The 23040-nt window shown below is 58.6% G+C and carries 21 protein-coding genes and 1 tRNA gene; 13 read left to right on the top strand and 9 right to left on the bottom strand.

Going from position 1 to position 23040, the window contains the following annotated elements; all coding sequences use genetic code 11:
* Positions 1–23: 23 nt before the first annotated feature.
* Entirely contained in the window at positions 24–518 is a 495-nt protein-coding gene (locus tag HMPREF2614_RS00460) for a Fur family transcriptional regulator (protein ID WP_038626026.1), read from the bottom strand.
* A 190-nt stretch (positions 519–708) separates the two neighbouring features.
* Between HMPREF2614_RS00460 and HMPREF2614_RS00455 the strand changes: the two genes are divergently transcribed.
* The 3 genes from HMPREF2614_RS00455 (at position 709) to HMPREF2614_RS10990 (ending at position 3067) form a co-directional block, all read left to right on the top strand.
* Complete coding sequence (locus HMPREF2614_RS00455) at positions 709–2094, top strand: glycine--tRNA ligase (protein WP_048732689.1); 1386 nt, start codon at positions 709–711, stop codon at positions 2092–2094.
* Positions 2094–2663, top strand: coding sequence for a hypothetical protein (locus HMPREF2614_RS00450; protein WP_070559738.1), 570 nt, complete (start codon positions 2094–2096; stop codon positions 2661–2663). The genes HMPREF2614_RS00455 and HMPREF2614_RS00450 overlap by 1 nt, the downstream gene beginning before the upstream one ends.
* 158 nt (positions 2664–2821) lie before the next feature.
* The gene (locus HMPREF2614_RS10990) at positions 2822–3067 is read left to right on the top strand and encodes a hypothetical protein (RefSeq protein ID WP_038626020.1); all 246 of its coding nucleotides are present in this window, start codon (positions 2822–2824) and stop codon (positions 3065–3067) included.
* Between the two features lie 8 nt (positions 3068–3075).
* Here HMPREF2614_RS10990 and HMPREF2614_RS00440 read toward each other — a convergent pair whose 3' ends face one another.
* A complete protein-coding gene (locus HMPREF2614_RS00440; RefSeq protein ID WP_222867288.1) occupies positions 3076–5109 on the bottom strand; it encodes a TPM domain-containing protein in 2034 nt (677 codons plus the stop codon).
* A gap of 28 nt (positions 5110–5137) precedes the next feature.
* Here HMPREF2614_RS00440 and HMPREF2614_RS00435 point away from each other — a divergent pair, with 28 nt between their 5' ends.
* Positions 5138–6430 carry a deoxyguanosinetriphosphate triphosphohydrolase gene (locus tag HMPREF2614_RS00435; RefSeq protein WP_070559731.1) on the top strand — a complete coding sequence of 431 codons (1293 nt, stop codon included), beginning with the start codon at positions 5138–5140 and terminating at the stop codon, positions 6428–6430.
* 12 nt (positions 6431–6442) lie between these two features.
* On the opposite strand, the gene HMPREF2614_RS00430 is transcribed toward HMPREF2614_RS00435, so the two are convergent.
* A complete protein-coding gene (locus HMPREF2614_RS00430; protein ID WP_070559729.1) occupies positions 6443–7021 on the bottom strand; it encodes a TetR/AcrR family transcriptional regulator in 579 nt (192 codons plus the stop codon).
* Between the two features lie 90 nt (positions 7022–7111).
* Here HMPREF2614_RS00430 and HMPREF2614_RS00425 point away from each other — a divergent pair, with 90 nt between their 5' ends.
* Positions 7112–7801: a GAP family protein gene (locus tag HMPREF2614_RS00425; protein WP_070559760.1), complete on the top strand. Its 690-nt coding sequence runs from the start codon at positions 7112–7114 to the stop codon at positions 7799–7801.
* Between the two features lie 27 nt (positions 7802–7828).
* On the opposite strand, the gene HMPREF2614_RS00420 is transcribed toward HMPREF2614_RS00425, so the two are convergent.
* Complete coding sequence (locus HMPREF2614_RS00420) at positions 7829–8335, bottom strand: guanyl-specific ribonuclease (RefSeq protein WP_070559727.1); 507 nt, start codon at positions 8333–8335, stop codon at positions 7829–7831.
* 120 nt (positions 8336–8455) lie between these two features.
* Here HMPREF2614_RS00420 and dnaG point away from each other — a divergent pair, with 120 nt between their 5' ends.
* Entirely contained in the window at positions 8456–10387 is a 1932-nt protein-coding gene (dnaG, locus tag HMPREF2614_RS00415; protein ID WP_083300179.1) for a DNA primase, read from the top strand.
* 49 nt (positions 10388–10436) lie between these two features.
* Here the strand turns inward: dnaG and HMPREF2614_RS00410 are convergent, their stop codons facing one another.
* The gene (locus HMPREF2614_RS00410) at positions 10437–11069 is read right to left on the bottom strand and encodes an MBL fold metallo-hydrolase (RefSeq protein ID WP_016423101.1); all 633 of its coding nucleotides are present in this window, start codon (positions 11067–11069) and stop codon (positions 10437–10439) included.
* Positions 11066–12223: an S-(hydroxymethyl)mycothiol dehydrogenase gene (locus tag HMPREF2614_RS00405; protein WP_070559725.1), complete on the bottom strand. Its 1158-nt coding sequence runs from the start codon at positions 12221–12223 to the stop codon at positions 11066–11068. Before HMPREF2614_RS00405 ends, HMPREF2614_RS00410 begins: the two co-directional genes overlap by 4 nt.
* Before the next feature lie 284 nt (positions 12224–12507).
* Between HMPREF2614_RS00405 and HMPREF2614_RS00400 the strand changes: the two genes are divergently transcribed.
* Both HMPREF2614_RS00400 and HMPREF2614_RS00395 read left to right on the top strand, forming a co-directional pair.
* A tRNA-Asn gene (locus HMPREF2614_RS00400) sits at positions 12508–12579 on the top strand.
* 423 nt (positions 12580–13002) lie between these two features.
* On the top strand, positions 13003–13440 hold the full coding sequence (locus HMPREF2614_RS00395; RefSeq protein WP_141745454.1) for a hypothetical protein: 438 nt from the start codon (positions 13003–13005) through the stop codon (positions 13438–13440).
* Between the two features lie 185 nt (positions 13441–13625).
* On the opposite strand, the gene HMPREF2614_RS00390 is transcribed toward HMPREF2614_RS00395, so the two are convergent.
* The 3 genes from HMPREF2614_RS00390 to HMPREF2614_RS00380 form a co-directional block, all read right to left on the bottom strand.
* Complete coding sequence (locus HMPREF2614_RS00390; protein WP_049181669.1) at positions 13626–15146, bottom strand: acetaldehyde dehydrogenase ExaC; 1521 nt, start codon at positions 15144–15146, stop codon at positions 13626–13628.
* Between the two features lie 121 nt (positions 15147–15267).
* On the bottom strand, positions 15268–15993 hold the full coding sequence (locus tag HMPREF2614_RS00385) for a LuxR C-terminal-related transcriptional regulator (protein WP_038626003.1): 726 nt from the start codon (positions 15991–15993) through the stop codon (positions 15268–15270).
* Positions 15990–16784, bottom strand: coding sequence for a sensor histidine kinase (locus HMPREF2614_RS00380; protein WP_038626001.1), 795 nt, complete (start codon positions 16782–16784; stop codon positions 15990–15992). Before HMPREF2614_RS00380 ends, HMPREF2614_RS00385 begins: the two co-directional genes overlap by 4 nt.
* A 126-nt stretch (positions 16785–16910) precedes the next feature.
* On the opposite strand from HMPREF2614_RS00380, the gene HMPREF2614_RS00375 reads away from it, so the two are divergent.
* The 5 genes from HMPREF2614_RS00375 to HMPREF2614_RS00355 all read left to right on the top strand — a co-directional run bounded on the left by HMPREF2614_RS00375 (position 16911) and on the right by HMPREF2614_RS00355 (position 23035).
* Positions 16911–17627 carry an ABC transporter ATP-binding protein gene (locus HMPREF2614_RS00375; protein ID WP_038625999.1) on the top strand — a complete coding sequence of 239 codons (717 nt, stop codon included), beginning with the start codon at positions 16911–16913 and terminating at the stop codon, positions 17625–17627.
* A complete protein-coding gene (locus tag HMPREF2614_RS00370) occupies positions 17624–19060 on the top strand; it encodes an FtsX-like permease family protein (protein WP_038625997.1) in 1437 nt (478 codons plus the stop codon). The genes HMPREF2614_RS00375 and HMPREF2614_RS00370 overlap by 4 nt, the downstream gene beginning before the upstream one ends.
* 181 nt (positions 19061–19241) lie before the next feature.
* The gene (locus HMPREF2614_RS00365; protein ID WP_038625995.1) at positions 19242–20516 is read left to right on the top strand and encodes a PhoH family protein; all 1275 of its coding nucleotides are present in this window, start codon (positions 19242–19244) and stop codon (positions 20514–20516) included.
* Positions 20517–20613: 97 nt separating this feature from the next.
* Positions 20614–21750: an ABC transporter ATP-binding protein gene (locus HMPREF2614_RS00360; protein ID WP_038625994.1), complete on the top strand. Its 1137-nt coding sequence runs from the start codon at positions 20614–20616 to the stop codon at positions 21748–21750.
* A gap of 61 nt (positions 21751–21811) precedes the next feature.
* Positions 21812–23035, top strand: a complete 1224-nt coding sequence (locus tag HMPREF2614_RS00355; RefSeq protein WP_038625992.1) for a DUF4032 domain-containing protein — start codon at positions 21812–21814, stop codon at positions 23033–23035.
* Positions 23036–23040: the final 5 nt, after the last annotated feature.

Here is a 23040-nt window from a genome sequence, read left to right as displayed (position 1 = left end):
TATTTTTGGGGAGGGGAGCCGGGCTACTTCTTCTGGCAGTCCCTGCACAGGCCGAAGACCTCGGCAGTGTGCCCGGTCAGATTAAAACCGTGCTCCTCCGCCAGGCTGTGAGCCCACTGCTCGACGGGGCCGCCAGCGACTTCAACGGTGCTGCCGCAATCGGTGCAGACTAGGTGATGATGGTGGTGGTCACCGCACAGCCGGTAGAGAGCCTCTCCGGAAGCATTGTGCAGAACATCGACAATGTCCATTTCTGCAAGGGACTGGAGCGTCCGATAGACCGTCGTCAAGCCGACTTTGTCCCCACGTTCCGTCAGCGACTTATGAATGTCAGCTGCGGAGCGAAAATTCGGCGCTTCACTCATAATCGACACGACGGCGCGGCGTTGGCGAGTACTGCGCTGGCCGATGCGCGTTGCGGTCGGCCGCGCGGAGGCGTGCGCCCCGGGGCTAGCGGAGGAGCCCGTACCACGTGGGTTTTCGCCAGAACTAACTTCGTGCATATCTTCGCCAGCCATGTAAACGACACTACCCGGTATCGGTTGGACAAGATGCGCTAGAGTATAGGGGAACTTTTAACTGGCCTCTCGGGGTCAGTACATTTTGCTTTTCATTACGTCGTTCGCCGCACGGAACGGGCTGAATCGAGTGTCCGGAAAAGGCGTGTGGTGTGCGATGCGAAGCCATTTATAAGGAGTGGTCTAGACCGTGGCACCTAAGTCAGTTGTCGATACCGTCGCCAACCTGTGTAAGCGCAGGGGATTCGTTTACCCGTGTGGTGAAATTTACGGCGGTACCCGCTCGGCATGGGATTACGGTCCCCTGGGTGTGGAGCTGAAGGAAAACATCAAGCGCCAGTGGTGGAAGACCTTCGTCACCGGTCGTAAGGATGTCGTCGGCCTGGATTCCTCCATTATCCTGCCGCGCCAGGTCTGGGAAGCTTCCGGCCACGTCGCTACCTTCACTGACCCGCTGGTGGAGTCCCTGCATACCCACAAGCGCTACCGCGCTGACCACCTGCTGGAGGCCTACGAGGCCAAGCATGGTCACCCGCCGGCCAATGGTCTGGCAGACGTTCCGGACCCGGAGACCGGTCAGCCGGGCAATTGGACCGAGCCGCAGATGTTCTCCGGTCTGATGAAGACCTTCCTCGGCCCGGTCGACAATGAGCAGGGCCTGCACTACATGCGTCCGGAGACCGCTCAGGGTATCTTCGTCAACTTCAAGAACGTTATGACCACGGCTCGTATGAAGCCACCGTTCGGTATCGGCCAGACCGGTAAGGCATTCCGCAACGAGATTACCCCGGGTAACTTCATCTTCCGTACTCGCGAGTTCGAGCAGATGGAGATCGAGTACTTCGTCGCACCGGACCAGGCGGAAGAGAAGTTCGACGAGTGGGTCGACGCCTGCTGGAACTGGTTCATTGACCTGGGCGTTAACCCGGAGAACATGCGTCAGTTCGACGTTCCGAAGGACGAGCGCGCGCACTACTCTGCACGCACGATTGACTTCGAGTACCGCTTCCACTTCCAGGGCAACGAGTGGGGCGAGCTGATGGGTGTCGCCAATCGTACGGACTACGACCTCGGCTGCCACATCGAGCACTCCAAGGAAGATCTGCGCTACCACGACCAGGTCACCGGCGAAAAGTACGTCCCGTACGTCATCGAGCCGTCCTTCGGCCTGACCCGCGCCCTGATGGCCTTCCTGTGCGATGCCTACACCGAGGAAGAGGTGCCGAACGCAAAGGGCGGCACCGACACCCGTACCGTGCTGAAGCTCGACCCGCGTCTGTCGCCGGTTAAGGTTGCTGTTCTGCCGCTGTCGAAGAAGGACACCCTGACTCCGACTGCTGAGGCTGTCGCGGACAAGCTGCGCCAGCACTGGGCCGTCGATTACGACACCTCCGGTGCTATCGGCCGTCGTTACCGTCGCCAGGATGAGATTGGTACTCCGTTCTGTGTCACCGTTGACTTCGATACTCTCGAAGACAACGCTGTGACCGTCCGTGACCGCGACACCATGGAGCAGGAGCGCGTCAAGATTGACGAGCTGGAGAGCTACCTCGCAGCTCGCCTGGTGGGCTGCTAATGGCCGAAGAAGTTTTTTGGGAATCCTATAGTCTCGGCGACGGCTCCCGGGAAAAATCCGAGCAAACCTGGCCGATTCTGAAGGAAAGCACCGAAGTCGGCACGTACAGCCGTGATGAGCAGGGCGATCGCCTCAACACCCCGGAAGGGGAGTGGGTCATTGACGCCTCTGCTAATCACCGTGTTTCCGCCACGCTTCCCGACGGTCGCGTGTTCTCGACCGTTGCTGCTGACCGTGACAAGATTTCGCGAGCCAAGCAGCTTTCAGTGACCTTTGGGCCGGATCGCCCCGAAGGCAAGCTGGTGTGTGAGGGATCGACGAACTACGTCATCGAGAATGCAAAGACCGGCGAGAAGTGGGGCCAGTTCACCGGTGCATCCCGTGGCGTGCGCCACGCAGAGGTGCAGTTCGACACCGACGAAGGCCGTGCGCTGCCGGAAGAGGAGAAAATCTTCCTGGTCTACAGTGCTCGTCGAGTGCTGGAGTCCCGCATGGTTTCCTCAACCTGGATTCTCACTGTCTGCTTGCTCTTACTGATTGCCTATATGATTTGGGTGTGGATCGTGTAGCAACTATTGCAGACGGCGTCGTTTACGACGAGAACAAAAAGGCCCTGTCCGACGGTTGGAGCTGTCAGGACGGGGTCTTTAGTGCTTTTTGGATCACCTCGCCACAAGGGCGTGGTTGGCAGGTGAAAGCCCGCTTTTTTAGCACGAACGCGCTAGTAATGACGAATTCGGACGAGGGGGAGTCTTTCGTCCTCAACAGAGAAGGACGGGGAATTCGCACGGTCTTCGACATCGAGCGTCCAGGCTATGAGCTCGCCCGAATCGTCAGAGAGGACAGCCTAGGCCGAGGGGTATTTGGTGTCTATGCCCAGGAGGGAGACTTCCGGGGGAGTTTCGAAGACTGGCTGATTGCCGCCGCACTTGCGACGTGGTCTGTGGATGGACCACGCCAGATGCGAATTTAGGCGGGAATCTAGAAGCCCATTGTGCTGCCGGAGCCGCCTGGTCGGCTCGAACCTCCGCCGAAACCGCCGAAGCCGCCGATGCTGCCACCAAAGCCGCTGTTGTTGCTGAGCATGCTGCCCAGCACCATGCCAGCGACCATCGACCCATTGCTGCCGCCACCGCGGCGCTGATCCTGGTAGCGGCGGATGTCACGGCGAGCCAGGTCAGCGGCCTCGGCCGCGAGCTTGCGCGCACGACGTGCGTAGGCCAACGCCTTTCGCGGATCGTCATTGGCCAAGCCCTGAGCAGAACCGTAAGCACGCTGCGCCTCCGCCAGGCGAGTGCGAGCCTCAGCGCCAACCACACGGCGGCGGGTAGCAATCAAGTCAGCTGCGGCGCGAATGTGATTGTCGGCATCCTGCATGCTGTGCTGCAAAGTGGCGGTAGCTCGGGCGAACGACGCGGCCTTGTCTCGAGCGGAGTCCAGGGCTTCGTCGAGCAGCTCATCGGCATCGGTCAGTGCGGTCCAGGAACTCAGTGGATCCGCTTCGGACTTATTGGCTGCCACGCCGAGTGCTTCACGGCCTGCTTCGATGGCCGCATTGAGACGCTCGCGGTTGATGTTGGCGCCTTGCGGTGCCGACATCAGGTGCGAGGCCTCATCGATTTCACCGCGGACTTCGGCGATAAGGGAAGCCAGTCCAGCGACTGCAGCGTGAATATCGCTATCGGCGTGTTCAATGGCCTCCAGAAGACTCTCCGCCTGTGTGAGCGCGAAGTCGGTGGCCGACAGTGCATCAATCAGACCACCTTGCTCACCGGCGGGTAGGTCCGCGATGCGGCGGGCTTCAGTCATTGACTGGTCAGCCTGATTCAGGTGCTCCGTGGCCATGTCGATATTGTCGGTCACAGAGCTGAGCATCTGCTCTTCGTAACGTGCGCGCAGACCGTCGAGAATTTCGCTGGCACGCGGCATACGTGAGCGCAGCTCGACACTTCGCTGAGTGAGCTTCGAAATGGTCGCTTCAGCATTCATCAACTCCTGGCGGAGTTTCTGGAAGTTTGCGGCCTCGCCGTCGAGCTGGTCATCCGCTACACCACAGGTGGAGATAATCTCTAGCAGGACACTGCGGCGCTCGATTTCGTCGGCTACGGAGCCGTCGTCAAGCTGTTGGCGAAGTGCAAACGCGCGCTCGAGCGTGGACTGAGAGTGCTTCAGTGCGTTGTCGAAGCTGCGGATGCGTTCGGTGCCGAACTCAGCGCGAGCGAGGTCGAGTTCGGTGCTGGCTTTGCGGATGGACTCATCGGTACTGACAATCTCATCGCGCGCAAGAACATCGAGCGAGCTGGTACTCAGCGAGTCCAGCGAAGAGACATCCTTGGGGTCGATGTTGTGGCCACGAGCAATCTCTTCCTCGTCGCGCTTCTTCTTATTGCGACGGCCCACGGCCCAGGTGGTGCCACCGACAACGGCGGCACCACCGAGGCCGGCGCCGAGTGCCCACCCACCGGCGGAGCCGCTGCCACCGCCTGCCTCGGCGATGGCAGCTTCGCCCGCAGCCGCCCAGTTGTCGTCCTCTAACAACTGCCCTTGAGCGGCGCTGTTGACGGCTTCTGCATTGCTGGGGAAGGAGTTGCCGACGAAAGCGCCGAGATTGCGGTCTTCCACCGCGACGACCAGGACACCGCGGTTGTCAGCAGCACCGAGGTGCTCCCAGGCCTGCTGCGCCCATTGTTCGCCCTGAATGCCGTCGAAGCTCTTGATGTAAAACACCGAGAACAGGAGCCGCTTGTCGGTCTTGAGCTGCTGAATCTGCTCCTTTAAGCGAGCCTCTTCGCCGCTGCTCAGCACACCTGCGAGATCGTCCACGGCACCTGACACATCCGCCGGTGCTTCGGCGTGCGCCAACGGTGCTGACGGTACGAGTGCCAGTAGCGATGCAGGTGCATGAACCGGCGGCTGTGTTGGTATCGCAGCTGTGATGAGCGGCATGCTCAGGCCGAGGAAAGCACCCGATGCGGCAAGGTAAAGGGGGCGAAACACGCGATTCCTGTCAGACATATCTACAAGGATACGTAACAATAATTACGTGGCCGGTAAATATTCGTATTCATCTTTTGAACTCGCTCGTATTGTCGAGGAGTCTCCGAAGCAGTCATTGCTGCCCGGGGTGCAGTCCTTGGAATCCCACCGGGCGGCGTTTGCACGAGATCGCGCTCGCGTCCTGCACTCCGCAGCGCTGCGGAGGCTGGCTGACAAAACTCAGGTTGTGGGACCAGGTGAGGGCGATACTCCGCGCACACGCCTGACTCACTCGCTGGAGGTCGCACAGATTTCCCGCGGAATCGCCAGCGAACTCGGTGCAGATGAGGATCTCGCAGAGTTGGCCGGCCTGACGCATGACATCGGGCATCCGCCGTATGGCCACAACGGTGAGCGCGCTCTCAACGAGATTGCCGCTGGTTGCGGCGGGTTCGAGGGCAACGCGCAGACGCTGCGTATTCTCACTCGCCTCGAGCCGAAAGTACTCGATGGTACAGGTGAGCCCTGTGGACTCAATCTCACGCGGGCGGCGCTCGATGCCGCTTGTAAGTACCCTTGGACACCAATCGGTCCCGATGGTCAGCTCCGCCACAAGTACGGCGCCTACCAGGAAGATGCCGCGATTCTGCAGTGGATTCGACAGGGCGTTCCGCACGGCAAGCAGTGTCTTGAGGCGCAGATCATGGACTGGTCTGACGATGTCGCCTATTCCGTCCACGATGTCGAGGATGGCATCGTCTCTGGCCGCGTTGATCTGGGCGTTCTGTGGGACACCGTGGAGCTGGCCGCGCTCGCTGACAAGGGTGCTGCCGCATTCGGCGGCGATCCGGCAGAGCTCGTCGAAGCTGCCGGGCGTCTTGCCAGCTTGCCGGTGGTATCAGCTGCGGCGTCCTATGATGGTTCGCTGCGTTCGCTGGTCGCGCTGAAACGGATGACCTCGGAGCTGGTTGGCCGTTTTGTCACGGCTTCCGTCGCGGGTACGCGTGCTGCCTCCGGGTCGACGCTTCCGCTCGGGCGTTACGACGCGGACCTCGCCGTGCCCAGCTCGATTCTGGCGGAGGTCACCATGCTGAAGACCATCGCCGTGTTGTATGTGATGGATCTTCCGCGTCATATTCGCCGTCAGGAGCGTGAGCGCGATCGTCTTTTCCGGGTGGCCGAGTATCTGCAGGAGGGCGCTCCGGGAACGCTTGATCCGATGTTCCAGTGGCTCTATTCCCGGGCGGAGAGTGACCAAGCGCGGCTGCGGGTTATCGTTGATCAGCTAGCGTCGATGACGGAGTCGCGTGTAGAGCGGCTTGATCGCCAGATTGCCGGTGTGGCCGCGGCGTGGGGATAGTGCGGTCGGCGATTACCATTTTTGCAGTATCCGCTGAAGGCCATTGCTGAGGTCAGCGGAAAGCGCCTTTGTAGTTTCTGCGTTGGGCTTTGCATGCATGTAATCGAGGGTTAGGCCATTAACGAGGGCGGTGACGAGGCGGGCCGTCTGAGTTGTATCTCCAGGGACGTCTGCGGCGGACAGTGCTGAAATGAGACGGTCCTGGAATCTACTGAGTTCGTTCTGGTACTCCTGGGCCAGGACTTTGCGTGTTGATGCAGCGGCACCGAGGATAACCCACAGTGCTGCGTCTTCGCGCTGTATTGGGCCGATGGGGAGCAGTTCGAGCAGTGATTGGGTGAGCTGTTCTAACGGCGGGGTATTTGATGGAAAGCGTAGCGACGAGACTCTTTCATGTTGTCGTGCTGCCGAGCGCAGGAGTGCCCTGCTGAGTAGTTCGTCTTTCGTGCCCATAAAATACTGCACTGTTCCAGGGGCTACGCCCGCCTGTTGAGCCACTTTTCGAACGCTTACGACGTCGAATCCCTGGTTAACAATTACTTTGATTGCTGCATCGGAAATCGATTTTTCTTGAGGTGACATCGTGCTCATGTCCTAAAACTCCTTTGGGGATTCATTCGCGCTACTTCCCGTACGACTGTATGGTAGTTTACTGTACGAATGTACGAGGGAGTGACGGAGATGGACTATCTTGTTCTTGTGGGGCTTGCGCTTCTTGACATCCTCAGTGCTGGAACCCTGCTGATTCCAGTAGTTCTGCTAATCGTCTGGCGGAGGATGAGGGGTGCCGCATACGTTACCTATTTAGGGACAATTGTCTTGTCCTACTTTGCAGTTGGCATCGCGCTCTTTTTCGGCTTGCGTCAGGCTTTAGACGCAGTCTCAGGCATTGCATCCAACACTTGGTTCAGTTGGGTGATGATGATTTTGGGTATTTTGTTAGCTGCTTATGGAATCCTGGCACCGAATCCCAAGAAACGGACCGTCGAAGAGGTACTTGAATCTCGATCGGAGGACACTAAGAAAGGTTCTGCCGGCCTCCCTGCGATGGTGGGTTTAGCCTTAGCGGCAGCAGTTGTCGAGGTCGGTACGATGTTGCCGTACTTGGCGGCAATCGGAATCATTGAGACGATGGCAGTGCCTTTCGTAGTGCAACTGCTTATCCTCGCGCTCTACTGCGTAGTGATGATTGCGCCTGCAGTGATTGTTGGAGTGCTCTTCGCGACCTTTGGAGACAAGGTCTATAACCAGGTAGTGAGCGTTATCCCCCGGTTGGAATATGAAACAAAGGTCACTGTTTTGTGGGTGGCAGCAATAATTGGCATCGTTCTTATTGCCCGGAGCGCGAATCAACTCGGTTTTATCGGCTAGCGCTAATCGCCGCCGTGCTACCTTGGCTCAGTCCTCCGCGTCTGGAATTTCGCAGAAGCTCTCGTAGTGGTCGTCGGTGTAGTACCAGACATCCGGGTCATTTTCGGAACCGCCGCCGACAACAATGCGACGTGCACCGCGGCTGGAATTGCCCGGGGTGGTCACGGTGTATTCGCGGTAGTACTCACCGCGCTGCCTCGGCAGGCGTCCCTCGTAGTTGCCGAAGTGCTTGCCGTCGTGCTGCGAATAAATGTGGTCCTGGTCGGTCAGGATGCGGTCGATAACATCGTCGGCCTCCTCCGGCAGGGTATTTACCGTGCAAGTGGCACCCTTGGCACCAGCCTTGTTGCTGCCCGAGTTGGGTCCAGGTTTAGCGCTGGAGGCAGTGGAACTCTGCGATTCGGAATTCTGCGACCCCTGTGAGTTCTCGGGTGCCGTAGAGTTCTGATCTCCACCATCGAGCCCCAGATAGCTACCAGCCAACACCAGGGCGGCAGCGCCTACGCCGCTCGCAATCTTCTTCCATTCAGCCATGGCTAGTATCTTTCCATATCTGTTGCCACCGGCACGTTTTTGGGTTGGGCGCGGGCGGCTCGTCGTTAAGCGAAACCTCTACGGCGGAGTCGATTGGACGGGTTGGGTAAGGTTATTTTCATGGCTAGGGGAAGAATTCCGGACTCCGATATCGCGGCGATCCGCGAGCGGACTCCGATTGAGGAGATCGTTGCGGAATACGTGAACCTCAAACCGGCTGGCGCGGACTCTCTGAAAGGGCTTTCGCCTTTTAAAGACGAGCGCACGCCGTCGTTCCACGTACGCCCCAATCATGGCTATTACCACTGCTTTTCCACTGGCAAGGGCGGTGATGTATTTAGCTTCCTCATGGAGATGGAACACCTGTCTTTCCCGGAGGCTGTCGAAGCCTGTGCGGAGAAAATTGGCTTCCACATTAACTATGAGGGCGGCGGCACAGGTCGTCGCGAGGAACCGGGAACCCGACAGCGTCTCATCGCCGCAAACCGCGAGGCACAGAAGTTCTACCGCGAACAGTTCTCCACGCCAGCGGCAGCACCCGCGCGAGAGTTTCTGGAAAACCGTGGCTTCACCGCCGAGCACGCGGCACAGTTCGGCTGTGGCTACTCGCCGGCCAGCTGGGACACTCTAACCAAGCACCTGCAGCGTCTGGGCTTCAGCTTCGAAGAGCTGGATAAGGCGGGTCTTTCCAAGATGGGGCGGATGGGGCCGATCGATCGTTTCCACCGTCGTCTCATGTGGCCGATTCGCAATATGTCCGGCGATGTCATCGGCTTCGGTGCCCGCAAGCTTTTCGACGATGACAACCTGGGCAAGTACATGAACACTCCCGAGACCATGCTGTACAAGAAGTCCAAGGTGCTCTTCGGCCTGGATTTGGCCAAGAAGGACATTGCTGTTGGCCACCAGGCCGTGATCGTTGAGGGCTACACCGACGTCATGGCCATGCACGCCTCGGGTGTGACCACGGCCGTCGCGTCCTGTGGTACCGCTTTTGGCGAGGAACACCTCCAGCTGCTGCGCCGTCTCATGCTCGACGACAACTTCTTCCGCGGCGAACTCATCTACACCTTCGACGGCGACGAGGCAGGGCAGAAGGCCGCCATGCGCGCCTTCGAGGGGGAGCAGAATTTCACTGGCCAGTCCTATGTCGCAGTCGCGCCGGACGGCATGGATCCGTGCGACTTGCGCCAGAAGAAGGGCGAGGCCGCAGTGCGCGACCTCGTCGCTTCACGACGACCATTGATCGAATTCGTCCTCCGCACACTTCTGGCCGACTACGACCTGACCACCGCTAATGGCAGGGTCTCCGGGCTGCGCCGCGTGGTGCCTGTCCTGGCCCAGCTCAAGGACGCGGCGCTGCGCGATGAGTATGCCCGCGAAGTTGCCGGCTGGATCGGCTGGAATGATGAGGCCGAGCTGGTACAGCGCGTCCGCGAGGAGGCCAGTCGGCCACAGAGCGAAAAACGCACTCCCTACCAGCGTCGCCAAGAAGAGGCCCGTGCCCGCGAAGAGGCGGAGGAAGCGCGGCGCCGGCGCAACCCGGCACTGCCGTATCCAAATCCGCGGGACTCTGTGCTCTATGCGCAGCGTGAGGCCCTCAAGCTGGCAATTCAGGAGCCCGCCACCACCGGCCCGGTATTCGATGCGCTCGCACCCGAGACCTTTGGGCATCCGACCTACCGAGCGGTATTCGACGCCATCATGGCTGCAGGTGGTGCCTGCGGGGAAGCGGCCACACAGCCACATAGTTGGGCGACCGCAATTATGGATCAGGCGCGGGAGGACGTCGTCAAGCATCTCGTGACTGAGCTGGGGGTGGAGCAAATCGCTGTCGATGCGGAGACGCTGCGCCCGTATGCGCAGGCGATTCTGGCGCGACTGCAGGAAGTGTGGGTCGGTGACCAGATTGCACAGCTGAAAGCGATGCTCTCGCGGATGCGCCCCTCAGACGACGAAACCGCCTATAACACGCTGTTCGCGGATTTGCTCGCGATGGAGCAGTACCGCCGCGAACTGCAAGCAGAGGCGGTCAAGGTTGTATTTGAGTAGCTAGTGGCTAGCAGTTTCTAGGCGCCAGCCACCCGTCAGCAGCTAGCGACTAGTAGCCGCGGCGAATCCACTCTTCCAAGTGTGGAGCCTCGCGACCAATCGTCGTGTGATCGCCATGACCCGTGCGGACAGTCGTTTCCGCAGGCAGGGTCAGCAGGTTGTCGCGGATGGAGTTAATAATCGTGTCGAAATCCGAGTAGGACCGGCCGGTCGCTCCAGGACCGCCGGAAAACAGCGTGTCACCTGAGAACAGCTCCGCGGCCTCCGGCACGTACAGACAGCACGAGCCAGGGGAGTGGCCCGGAGTGTTAATAATGACAACCTCCGTGCCCGCAATCTCCAGGCGCTGACCGTGTGCGAGGTCCTCGTGCGCCAGGTTCGGCCAGGACTGCTCCCACAGCATCTGGTCGCCCGGGTGGACCAGCAGGGGAGCGTCGAGCTTTTCCTGCAGCTCAGGTGCCACAGTGATGTGATCGTTGTGTGCGTGGGTGCACACGATGGCCTTTACCTTGCGGCCATCCACCGCATCAATAATTGGCTGCGCCTCATGCGCCGCATCGATGACAATGACCTCACGGTCGTCGCCGAGCACCCATACGTTGTTGTCTACGTCCCACGTACCACCGTCGAGCGAGAACGTGCCCGACGTGAGAACGTGGTCGACTCTCAAATCCTTGTTCACAGCGTCACCACCGATCGCAGTACCTTACCGGCCTTCATAGTTTCGAAAGCCTCATCAACATCTTCAATGCCAATGCGCTCCGTTACGAAGCCCTCCAACGGCAGGCGGTTTTGCAACGACAGATCTACCAGCATCGGGAAGTCCCGCTCCGGCAGGCAGTCGCCGTACCAGGACGACTTCAGTGCACCACCGCGGCTAAACACATCCGCCAGCGGGATGTCCAGCTCCATCGTCGGCGCCGGAACGCCGACCAGAACAACACGTCCAGCCAGGTCACGGGCGTAGAACGCCTGCTTGTAAGTTTCCGGACGGCCGACCGCATCAATCACGACGTCAGCACCGAAACCGTCGGTCAGCTCACGCACTCGCTTAACGACGGGATCCTCTTCCCCGGTGCCCTTATCGCTCTTAGTCAGCTCCGCAGAGTTAATGGTCTCGGTCGCGCCGAATTCGCGGGCGGTGTCGAGCTTCTCGTCCGAGATATCGATGGCAATAATCGTGCTAGCGCCAGCCAGCTTGGCACCGGCGATAGCGGCGGTACCAACGCCACCGCAGCCGATGACGGCTACTGATTCACCGCGCTTGACCTCGCCGGTGTTGATGGCCGCACCGATGCCGGCCATGACGCCGCAGCCAAGCAGACCCGCAACGGCCGGATCGGCTGCCGAATCGACCTTGGTGCACTGGCCCTCGTGGACGAGGGTGGCATCCGCAAAAGCGCCGATTCCAAGTGCTGGGGTGAGGACCGTGCCGTCGTCAAGCGTCATGGGCTTGGAGGCGTTGAAAGTGCTAAAGCAGTACTGTGACTCACCACGCTTACAGGCGCGGCACTCGCCACAGACGGCGCGCCAATTGAGGACAACGAAATCGCCGACGGCAACATGCGTGACCTCTTCGCCAACCTCGGAGACTACGCCTGCGGCCTCGTGGCCGAGGAAGAACGGGTACTCGTCGGCGATATCGCCGTCGCGGTAAGCCAGATCGGTATGGCACACGCCGCAGGCCTGGATGTCAACAATGACATCGTTCGGGCCCGGGGATGGGATGTGGATATCTGTAAGTTCTACCGGTGCACCCTTCTCGCGTGCGATAACACCGCGAACAACGCGTGCGGTTTGCTCGGTGTTTTCGGTTCCGTTGGTTTGTTCAGACATAAGTCCCATCGTATGAACGCGGTACGAAAAGTGCATGATGGAAAGCGTTTTCAGTACTGCTGGGGGCTTCGTTGGGCTGTGTGAGATTGCGTGGATTGTGTGGATTGCACGGATTGTGTGGTTTCAAGAACTCACAACAATGTCATGGCCGATGGGAATAAGATGCCTAAATGAACCTCTGACCTGGCGATTTGTGAGTTTCAAGGGGTCTGGGTAAAATATCTATCCGTCGCAAGGAACGGTGTGGCCGAAGTATGGTTTAGCTAGTTCTTGGCGGTGAGTATTCCTCCATAGCTCAATGGCAGAGCATTCGACTGTTAATCGAAGGGTTGCTGGTTCGAGTCCAGCTGGAGGAGCAATTAAGCCAGGTAGGACAGATTCCTACCTGGCTTTCTTGGTCTCTAGGGCGCAAAGTACGCGGATAATGGGGTAAGTAAAGAAAAGCGTGTCTGGGTTAAGTAGCAAAAAGTGTGTCCGCTCGGCGTGTCGCCGGGCGGACACCTTTTCCGTTTAGTCCCAATGCGAGTTACTGACTGCGTTTATGACTGGTGGCGTTGGGTCGATCCGAGTTACTGACTGCGTTTATGACAAAAATGGCCTGAAAGTGTCATAAACTCGCACAGTTTCACATTTGCAGCCCGTAAGTTTTCGGGTTGTCAGTTTTTCTACTTACCCCACTTTATGCTCGGAGGATTTTGCTCTTGCGGGCGTGACTCGATTCTCCACTGGGGAGGGGAGATTCGATGTTTCTGGAGGTCATCTCACGTAACCTGGGACGCATGAGGCTCGACAATATAACCCGCCCCTTGCTGGCGTCCTTTTTCGCCGCGGTCGCGTGGAGTGTTTTAGGTGGGCTAATCTTGCCGGAGCCCAATCTCGCCTACGACGAAGGAATTGCGTCGTGGATTGTGTCCATGCTGGTCTCAGTAATGCTGGTCGGAGCAATAGCCGTTTTCGCCGGTGATGGCTCGTCGGCTCGGGGGATGACCAGCGCGCGGAGCATTGTCCCAGCAGCTACCGGCGCAGGAATTGCCGCGCTTGGCGATCTGGTATTCCTATTTCTCACCACGTCGCCCGATGGTCAGGACGGCCTGGTCGTCGCCTATGTCGTGTTCTTCTACATCCCGCTACTTTTTCTCGGCGGATGGGCCGCCAGCGCCGCGATTAATCGGATGCGTAGGTGGTACCGGCAAGTGAAGAAAGAAAGAGAGGCCTAGCTGGCGGCCGTGAGCTAGGCCTCTAAATTTGGAGTCGCCAGCGCCTGGTGCGTCAGGTTAAGGCCGACTATCGAAACCGGCTAGGCGCGGAGGGCGTTTTTTGGGGGCGGGCAAGGCAATTGTCGACACCTTTATCGGACGTGAATCGGAATCGAAAGATTGCCCAGCCCAGAGGGAGCGGATTTTTAGAACAGGCCAGTCGGGTTCTCGTCGTAAGAGACGAGCATGCACTTGGTCTCCTGGTAGTGCTCGAGCATCATCAAGTGATTCTCGCGGCCGATACCGGACTGCTTGTAACCGCCGAAGGCTGCGTGAGCAGGGTAGCTGTGGTAATTATTCACCCATACGCGACCGGCCTGGATACCGCGGGCAGCGCGGTAGGCGTTGTTCTGGTTGCGGCTCCACACGCCAGCGCCAAGGCCATAGATGGTGTCGTTGGCAATTTCGAGAGCCTCTTCCAGGGTCTTGAAGGTTGTTACGGCCAGGACCGGGCCGAAGATCTCCTCGCGGAAGAAGCGCATCGAGTTGTCGCCCTTAAAGATTGTCGGCTCGACGTAGAATCCTCCCTCCAGTCCTTCGGGCTTGGCGACGTTGCCACCGGTGAGGACCTCGGCGCCCTCCTTCGGTCCGGATTCCAAGTAGCCGGAGATCTTGTCCAGCTGCTCCTGGGAGGCCTGGGCGCCCATCTGCACCGACGTATCTAGCGGGTTGCCGGTCTTAATCTGCTTGACGCGCTCGACCGCGAGCTTCAGGAACTCATCAGCGATGTCTTCGTGAACCAGGGCTCGCGACGGGCAGGTGCAGACCTCGCCCTGGTTCAACGCGAACATGGCCAGGCCCTCGACGCACTTTTCGCGGAACGCGTCGTCGGCGTCCATGACATCGGGGAAGAATATGGACGGGGACTTGCCGCCGAGCTCCAGCGTGATCGGAATAATCTTGTCGGACACTGCCTTGTTAATCAGCTGGCCCACGGCAGTCGATCCGGTGAACGCAATCTTGGAAATCCGGTCGCTTGCAGTCAGCGCAGCACCAGCCTCGGTGCCGAGGCCATTGACAATGTTGAGGACGCCGTCAGGAATCAGATCGGCGATGATCTCAGTGAGCATGAGAATCGACGCGGGGGTCTGCTCTGCGGGCTTGAGTACGATGCAGTTGCCGGCGGCCAGGGCCGGGGCGATTTTCCACGCGGCCATCAGGAGGGGGAAGTTCCACGGGATGATCTGGCCGACGACGCCGAGTGGCTCGTGGAAGTGGTAGGCGACCGTGTTGTCGTCGATTTGCGAGATGCGCCCTTCCTGCGTGCGGGTGGCGCCGGCGAAGTAGCGGAAGTGGTCGATGGCGAGGGGGATGTCAGCGGCGAGAGTCTCGCGGATGGCCTTACCGTTCTCCCAGGTCTCGGCGACTGCAATCTTCTCAAGGTTTTCCTCCAGGCGGTCTGCGATGCGGTGGAGGATCAGCGCCCGCTCGGCCGCAGGGACCGCGGCCCAGGAGTCCTTCGCTTTGTGTGCGGCGTCGAGGGCGAGCTCAATGTCTTTCTCGTTAGACCGCGGTACCCGGCAGAAAACCTCGCCCGTAATCGGGGTGGAGTTGTCCATGTACTGCCCGTCTACTGGGGGTGTCCACTTACCGCCGATGAAATTCTCGTACTGCTCCTTGTACGTGAAGATTGCATCGGGGGTGCCGGGGTTGGCATAAACAGTCATGTAGACACGTCCTTTCGGTGGGAAAACAACAAACGTACGAGCCAACTTTAAAGTGTGACTTGTGCTACTAGCAACACTTATTTTTTCATCGCCTTTGCGAGCGATGCGATTGCTGCCGACCCTAAATCTGCCCCGACGTCGCCGTGAGAAATTCCAAGATTGCTCGCACACGGCGGTTTTCCTCGCCGGGCTCCAGATGCAGCTTCATAAAGATGTTGGACACGTGTTTCGCCACTGCCGCCCCGGAAAGCACGAGGTCATCGGCAATCTGCTTATTGGACTTGCCTCGTGCCATCAGCTCGAGCACTTCGCGTTCGCGCGCCGTTAAACTGGCTAGCCCCGATTTGCCGGACTGCATCAATGCCGTCGCCACATCAGGGTCAATCACCACGCCACCACCTGCGACGACCTCGAGCGAACCCAAGAAGTCCAGCACCTGGCCAACGCGGTCTTTGAGCAGATACCCGGTCCCGCCACTCGAGCTGCTGCCACTCGAGCCGACCCCAGTACCAACCCCAGCACTACCTCCAGCACCGCCCGGCGAGAACAACTCACGCGCATACGCCGGCGCCACATACTGCGACAACACCATCACATTCAGCTGCGGATAACGCTCGCGCAACTCGACCGCCGCCCGCAGGCCGTCGTCACTCATCTTCGGTGGCATGCGCACATCGGTAATCACCAGATCTGGCAACTCGCCCGTGTCATCAAAACGGTCATCGATGTCCGCCACCAGGCCGTGGGCAGTATCGACCATCGCAATGACTTCATGTCCACGCTTTTCGACGAGCCCCGCGACCCCCTCCCGCAGGAGTGCCGAGTCATCCGCAATGACAATTTTCATTTTTTCTCCGCACCTTTCTTCTCTACGCTTTCCATATCCACGCCTTCCATTTCTCCAATGCCCGATTCCCAGCGATTTAGCATCAAGGGAATTCTGGCTATTACCTGCGTTGGCCCGCCTTCGGGAGAGTGCATGGTCATCGCACCGTCGAAAGTAGCTAGACGCTCTTTCATGCCCCGCAATCCGCGCCCCAACTTCGCACCACCGGGGCCTTGGTCGGTAATTGAAATATTCAGTGTTTGATCTGAGGTGAGCAACACAGAAACAGGGGCATTCGGTGCATATTTCGCCGCATTAGTCAGTACTTCTGCACAGAAAAAATATGCCGCGGCGAGCACGCTTTCCTCCAATTCCGGCAGGGGATAGGGAGTGTGCACAACAACGTGAGGGCCATACCCTTCAGCAATTTCCTCAACAGCCGCTTGCAGACCGCGATCGCGCAACACCTGCGGGTGAATTCCGTGGACTGTTCGTCGCAAAGCACGTAATCCATCCTCCAAATGGCCGCGCGTTTCCGACAGGAGCTGCATTAGTTCCTCATTGCCAGTCTTGGATGCCTCTAATTCCGCAAGTCCTAATTTCATTGAAGCCGCAACAATGTATTGCTGAGCTCCGTCGTGGAGGTCATTTTCGATGCGGCGACGTTCAATCTCAAAGGCTTCGGCAATTGTTCGTCGTGAAGCGGTAAGTTCGGCGATGCGGGCGGCGGCGGATTCCTCGTAGCTGCGTTTATGCGCTTTTTCGCGGCGGTTCGCGCCGATATATTTGCGGAAATAATCCTTCAGCTCCATAGTTTCCTATGGTACGAAAGCTCTGTGTGCGGAGGAATTAATTTCCGGCATGGTAGACCTAGCACTACCGCAAAAGGAAAGTGGGCACGGTGTTGAAATCGCCTCCGTGCGAGTGAAATGAGTGTCATGACAGAGAACAACAGCCCAAGAAACGCACGACTTTGTATTCGTGACATCACTAAGTCCTACAATTCCGCTCCCGTTCTCACCGGCATTTCGCTGACCATTGAGCCCGGCGAAACCGTTGCAGTCATGGGACCGTCCGGTTCTGGTAAGTCCACGTTGCTGCACTGCATGTCCGGCGTGTTGCTGCCGGACGACGGCGACGTCATCTTCGGTGACACCAAGATCAATTCGCTTTCCGACGCCGACCGCTCCGCCCTCCGCCTGCACGACTTCGGCTTCGTCTTCCAAGACGGCCAGCTCCTGCCCGAGCTGACTGCCAGGGAAAACGTCGCTTTGCCAATGATTCTGCAGGGCAGGAAGCGCTCAACGTCACTCGCGCTTGCCGACGATGTACTCAGCCGCCTGGGCCTAAAAGACCTCACGCGCCGTCGCCCAGGACAAATGTCCGGCGGTCAAGCGCAACGTGTGGCCATTGCCCGCGCGATGGCCGGTGAGCCAGGTGTCATCTTTGCTGATGAGCCGACTGGCGCGTTGGACCAGTCCACAGGTCATGAGGTCATGCAGCAACTGATTGCGTTGGTGGAGCAGACCGGCACGACCTTGGTGATGGTTACTCACGATGTGAGGGTGGCCGACTGGTGTCGTCGACGTGTGGAGATCCGCGATGGCCTGATTCACGACGACCGCCTGCTGGCAGGAGCGGAGGTTACAAAGTGAGCACCGTAACTGAAGCACCAAAACCTCAAAGAATCCCTACCGGCGCACTAGCGGACCTGAGCACGCGGCTGCAGCGCGCCGGGCGTGAATCCCATTCGGGAAACGGCTGGTTATCCGCATTGTCCGTGGTGGCCATGACCGTGAGTACCTGGTTGGCGTTGGTCGTCGTCGGTGGCACGGCCATGTTTTACCGCCGTTGGCAGGCTGAGCCAAAGCTGCCGCCGAACCCAACGCCTGAGGATTACATGAATCAAGGTCAGGGCGAGATGTACCTGCAGCTGGCACTCGTGGCCTGTGTTTTTGTGATTCCGGCAATGGTTTCGCTGGTGGCACAGTCGGCGGTGCTTGGCGCTGCAGGGCGGGAGCAGCGACTGGCAACTCTGCGCTTGATTGGTCTGTCTAACAGGGCAGTTACACGCATGGTTATTATCGAAACCCTCGTGTTGGCGGCTGTTGGGCTTGTGGTGGGCACGCTCTTGTCGGTTGCCACCGCGCCATTCTGGGCGATGATCAAGTTCGATAATGACTACCTGGATACCTGGGACATGCTGCTGTCTTGGTGGGGCTACCCACTCGTCTGGGGTGCCGTGGTGCTTCTCGCGCTCTTTGCGGCTGTGGTTGGTTTGCGTAGGGTGATGATTTCACCGCTTGGCGTTAGCCGTAAAGAAGTGCCCAAGTCGATGAAGGCATGGCGCATGATTGTGGCCGCTGTTATCGGTGCGGGTGTGCTGTACGTGGTTGGCAACTCCAATATCGCGGGTGGAACCCTCTCGACCATAATTGGTGTCGCAGCGATGATGTACCTGATGGTCTGGGCAATTGGCCTAGTGGCGCCTTTCTTTATCCAGCTTGTTGCCCGCATTTCCAGCTTCTTCGGTACTTCAAGTGATTTTGTGGCGACGCGACGAGTAGCGACTAACGCTAAGGAATCGTGGCGTCGAGTAAGTTCCATGGCCTTCCTGTCCCTGCTGCTTGGCTACACAATGATGGTGCCTGGCGAAGACAAGATTGAAGAGGTTGCAGACGCCACATTCGCGCACGATATTGCAACCGGTGTGACTATCACTTTCGTAATCGGTTTCATTCTGCTGCTGGTATCGACCGTGCTGACTCAGGCCTCAGCTGTCTATGAAGAGGCATCGCTGACAAAGGCGCTGGACTTCATCGGTACTCCAATCACCTTCCACCGCACGGTCACTTTTAAGCAGACATTCTTCCCCATGCTTGTGACCAGCATCTTCGGCTTTGTCATGGGTGCGCTGTTGGGGGCGTTCATGTTCGGTCCGGTCGCGAACGAAATCACTTTTGGGCAACGCTCACTTGTTGTTGCGCTGGCGTACGTCTTGGGAGTTTTGGCAGTTGGCGCTGCGACCTTGGCTGTCGATCCACTTCGCCGCAAGCTGCTGGGACGTCAGATTCGCCACAACGACTAGTCGCCATTGCAACGACTAGTTGCCATTAAAAGGGCAGTGGAGTGGCCGTGCAGTGGTGCTCGGCCAGTTCCTTAGGGTTCAACTTGAGGATTAGAGCTCGTAACCAACTGTGGTTCATCTGATAACCAAGCATTCATCTCACAACCACGTAATTTCTACCTCTGACTTTTAGCCTGAGGGCATGCGTACCTACGTGCTTGATACCTCGGTCCTGCTGTCCGATCCCCACGCCACCAAGAAGTTCGACGAGCACCAAGTTGTGCTTCCGCTGGTCGTGGTGAGTGAGTTGGAGGCCAAGCGCCACCACCCAGAGCTGGGGTGGTTCGCCCGAGAAGCGCTCCGTTTCCTCGAAGAGCTGCGCTACCGCTACGGCCACCTGGACCGGCCTGTGCCCGCCAATGACCTTGGCGGGTTTATGCATATTGAGCTCAACCACTCCGATCCTTCCATCCTCCCCGCAGGCTTCCGCACCGCCGAAAATGATCACCGCATTCTCGCTTGCGCCCTTAACCTTCAGCACGATGGCCATGATGTCGTGCTGGTCACCAAGGACATTCCGCTTCGCGTTAAGGCTGGGGCGGTGGGATTGCCTGCCGACGATTACCGCGCCCAGGACGTCGTACTGACTGGGTACTCGGGAATGGTGGAAGTGGACGTCGACCCGGAGGAAATTGATCGTCTCTTCGCCAATGGCTTTTTGGAGCTCGAGCAGGTTCAGGAGCAGCCGCTGCACTGCGGCGTGCAGCTCAGCGCCGGTAGCCAGTCTGCGCTGGCAAGGGTGAGCGCCCCGGGCGTCGTCAAGCTTGTGCGGGGCGATACGGAGGCGTTTGGGCTGAAGGGGCGGTCGGCGGAGCAGCGTGTGGCGCTCGACCTGCTGTTGGATGACTCGGTGGGGATTGTTTCCCTCGGCGGCCGAGCCGGCACGGGTAAGTCGGCGCTTGCGCTGTGCGCGGGTCTGGAGTCGGTGCTGGAGCGCGGTCTGCATCGCCGAATCGTGGTGTTTCGTCCGCTCTACGCGGTCGGTGGCCAGAACCTTGGTTACCTGCCCGGTAGTGAGGACGAAAAGATGAACCCGTGGGCGCAGGCTGTTTACGACACGCTGGAGGGGCTGGTCTCGGAGAACGTCATGGATGAGATTGCCTCGCGCGACATGCTAGAGGTACTGCCGTTGACTCACATTCGCGGTCGTAGCCTGCATGACAGCTTCGTGATTGTCGATGAGGCACAGTCGCTGGAGCGCAACGTACTGCTGACGGTACTGTCGCGTCTTGGTAGCAATTCCCGGGTCATCCTTACGCACGATGTGGCGCAGCGTGACAACCTGCGCGTCGGCCGCCATGACGGTGTACAGGCGGTGATTGAAAAACTCAAGGGTAATGAGCTTTTTGCACACATCACGCTGAAGCGCTCGGAGCGCTCGAAGATTGCGGAGCTCGTGACGGGGCTGCTCGATTAAGAGTAAGCTTATGAGGCAGATACGTAGGAGCTGTTCCTGCGGTTACTTTCACTCGGATCGTTCGGCACGTACCTGCCGATGAAAGGTTTGCATTCACATGGCTACTGTGACTTTTTCTGATGCCACTCGCATTTACCCTGGTGCGACGAAGCCTTCTGTGGACAAGTTCAACTTGGAAATTGCCGATGGTGAGTTCCTGGTTCTGGTGGGCCCCTCCGGTTGTGGTAAGTCCACAACACTGCGCATGCTTGCCGGTCTGGAAGAAGTCAATGAGGGCAAGATTTTCATTGGAGATCGTGATGTGACCAATGTCTCGCCCAAGGATCGCGATATTGCGATGGTCTTCCAGAACTACGCACTGTACCCGCATATGACGGTGCGCGAGAACATGGGCTTCGCGCTCAAGATTGCTGGTGTGGACAAGGACGAGATTGACCGTCGTGTCGAAGAGGCTGCAAAGACTCTGGATCTAACTCAGTTCCTGGACCGCAAGCCTAAGGCTCTGTCCGGTGGTCAGCGTCAGCGTGTGGCAATGGGGCGTGCGATTGTGCGCAAGCCGCAGGTGTTCCTGATGGACGAGCCGTTGTCGAACCTGGACGCGAAGCTGCGTGTTCAAACCCGCACACAGATTGCGGCCATGCAGCGTCGGATGGGCGTGACCACGATGTATGTCACCCACGATCAGACTGAGGCGCTGACCATGGGCGACCGCATCGCCGTTATTAACTTCGGTGTTCTGCAGCAGGTCGGTACTCCGCGTGAACTCTACGAAACCCCGGCAAACGAATTCGTCGCAGGCTTCATTGGCTCACCTGCGATGAACCTGGGCACGTTCAACGTCTCGAATGGTTACGCCACGTTGGGTGAGGCCAAGATTAAGCTGCCGGAAGCAACACTTGCTGCAATCGTGCCGGAGGATCAGAACCAGATTATTGTGGGCTTCCGTCCGGAGGCATTTGACCTGGTCGAGGGGCCGGGCGATGACGTCATTCCGGTGCAGGTCAATTTGGTCGAGGAATTGGGCTCCGATGCATTCATGTATGGCGACCTCGTCGGTGGTGGAGCACTGAGTTCCGGATCCTCCTCTAATCCGGACGAAGAGGAGCACGGTCAGGTGGTTATTCGTACCGCCCCGCGCACCGCGCCGAAGTTGGGCTCGGTAGTTTACGGCAAGATTCGCCCGGGCATGCTGCACCTGTTCTCTAAGTCGACTGGTATGCGCCTTCCAGCTTAAACTCCTACGTTTAGATGAAATGAGTAGCTGGTAGGGCAGCAGGACAGTTTTAGGAGCCACCGTGTCGGAAACTATGAAAATAGCCGCGACAACGGTGGCTTCGAAGCTTTTGCGCCTTCCTTGGCATATACCTCTGGAACAGTGGCCAGATGATTTGTTAGCCGCCCTACCTCAGGGAATTTCCCGGCACATTGTCCGATTCGTCAACTTAGACGACCGCGTCATTGCAGTGAAAGAAATTGGTGAGTTCACTGCTCATCATGAATACCGAATGTTGCGTGACCTGATCAGGCTCGGTGCTCCATCGGTTCGCCCGCTCGCGGTAATTACCGGCCGTAAGGATGCAGATGGCGAACCGTTAACTGCCGCACTCGTCACAGAACATCTCGAGTATTCGCTGCCGTATCGTGCAGTTTTTTCTCAACAGGTCACCCGCGAAACTGTGGTTCGCCTGATTGACTCTTTAGCAGTTCTGCTAGTTCGTCTGCATCTGCTTGGTTTTTACTGGGGTGACGTGTCGCTGTCGAACACTCTGTTTCGTCGTGACGCAGATGCCTTTTCCGCCTACCTTGTCGACGCGGAGACGGGAGATTTGCAAGGTACGCTCTCAGATTCCCGCAGGCTCTACGATGTCGACGTTGCCCATACCAATATCATCGGGGAGCTCATGGATCTGCAGGCCGGCGGATTCCTGGATCCTGAAATGGATGTAATTGCGGTGGGTAGACGCATTATTGAGCGTTATGAAGATCTGTGGCAAGAGCTGACGGGGGAAGAATCCATCGGTGTTGAGGAGCCTTGGCTTGTCGATGAGCGGATGCGCAGGCTCAATGACCTCGGTTTCGATGTCGGTGAGCTGAAAGTCACGAGTGATGGTGGCCGCGTTGTGTTCCGACCACGGGTGGTTGACGCAGGCCATCATCATCGGCAGCTGATGCGGCTGACAGGATTGGACGTGCAAGAGGGGCAAGCGAGGAGGATGCTCAATAGTATGCAGACCTTTCGGTTGTCGGAAGGTCTGGAAGGGATCCCGCTAGAGCAAGTTGCGCACCGATGGCTGCGTGAAGTTTTCGAGGCCACAATCCTGGCTGTGCCCGAGGGGCTGCGTGGAAGGCTGCAGGATGCGCAGATTTTCCACGAGGTCTTGGAACATCGCTGGTACATAGCGGAAAAACGCCGTGCGGATGTGCCGCTTCAAGAAGCGGTGCAGAGCTACGTGGCCCGAGTGTTGCCCGGGCATCGCGACGAGTCCGTATATCTTCCGGCGAGCGATGAGGTCGAGTAGCTCTC

Source organism: Corynebacterium sp. HMSC074C11 (genome assembly GCF_001809455.1).
Classification (GTDB): Bacteria; Actinomycetota; Actinomycetes; order Mycobacteriales; family Mycobacteriaceae; genus Corynebacterium; species Corynebacterium amycolatum.
This window is presented reverse-complemented; position numbering and strand designations above follow the sequence as displayed.

Coding starts and splice junctions, on each gene's coding strand:
- HMPREF2614_RS00460 (WP_038626026.1), bottom strand. CDS start 518: ATGGCTGGCGAAGATATGCACGAAGTTAGTTCTGGCGAAAACCCACGT.
- HMPREF2614_RS00450 (WP_070559738.1), top strand. CDS start 2,094: ATGGCCGAAGAAGTTTTTTGGGAATCCTATAGTCTCGGCGACGGCTCC.
- HMPREF2614_RS10990 (WP_038626020.1), top strand. CDS start 2,822: ATGACGAATTCGGACGAGGGGGAGTCTTTCGTCCTCAACAGAGAAGGA.
- HMPREF2614_RS00440 (WP_222867288.1), bottom strand. CDS start 5,109: ATGTCTGACAGGAATCGCGTGTTTCGCCCCCTTTACCTTGCCGCATCG.
- HMPREF2614_RS00430 (WP_070559729.1), bottom strand. CDS start 7,021: ATGAGCACGATGTCACCTCAAGAAAAATCGATTTCCGATGCAGCAATC.
- HMPREF2614_RS00425 (WP_070559760.1), top strand. CDS start 7,112: ATGGACTATCTTGTTCTTGTGGGGCTTGCGCTTCTTGACATCCTCAGT.
- HMPREF2614_RS00420 (WP_070559727.1), bottom strand. CDS start 8,335: ATGGCTGAATGGAAGAAGATTGCGAGCGGCGTAGGCGCTGCCGCCCTG.
- dnaG (WP_083300179.1), top strand. CDS start 8,456: ATGGCTAGGGGAAGAATTCCGGACTCCGATATCGCGGCGATCCGCGAG.
- HMPREF2614_RS00405 (WP_070559725.1), bottom strand. CDS start 12,223: ATGTCTGAACAAACCAACGGAACCGAAAACACCGAGCAAACCGCACGC.
- HMPREF2614_RS00395 (WP_141745454.1), top strand. CDS start 13,003: ATGAGGCTCGACAATATAACCCGCCCCTTGCTGGCGTCCTTTTTCGCC.
- HMPREF2614_RS00390 (WP_049181669.1), bottom strand. CDS start 15,146: ATGACTGTTTATGCCAACCCCGGCACCCCCGATGCAATCTTCACGTAC.
- HMPREF2614_RS00385 (WP_038626003.1), bottom strand. CDS start 15,993: ATGAAAATTGTCATTGCGGATGACTCGGCACTCCTGCGGGAGGGGGTC.
- HMPREF2614_RS00380 (WP_038626001.1), bottom strand. CDS start 16,784: ATGGAGCTGAAGGATTATTTCCGCAAATATATCGGCGCGAACCGCCGC.
- HMPREF2614_RS00375 (WP_038625999.1), top strand. CDS start 16,911: ATGACAGAGAACAACAGCCCAAGAAACGCACGACTTTGTATTCGTGAC.
- HMPREF2614_RS00365 (WP_038625995.1), top strand. CDS start 19,242: ATGCGTACCTACGTGCTTGATACCTCGGTCCTGCTGTCCGATCCCCAC.
- HMPREF2614_RS00360 (WP_038625994.1), top strand. CDS start 20,614: ATGGCTACTGTGACTTTTTCTGATGCCACTCGCATTTACCCTGGTGCG.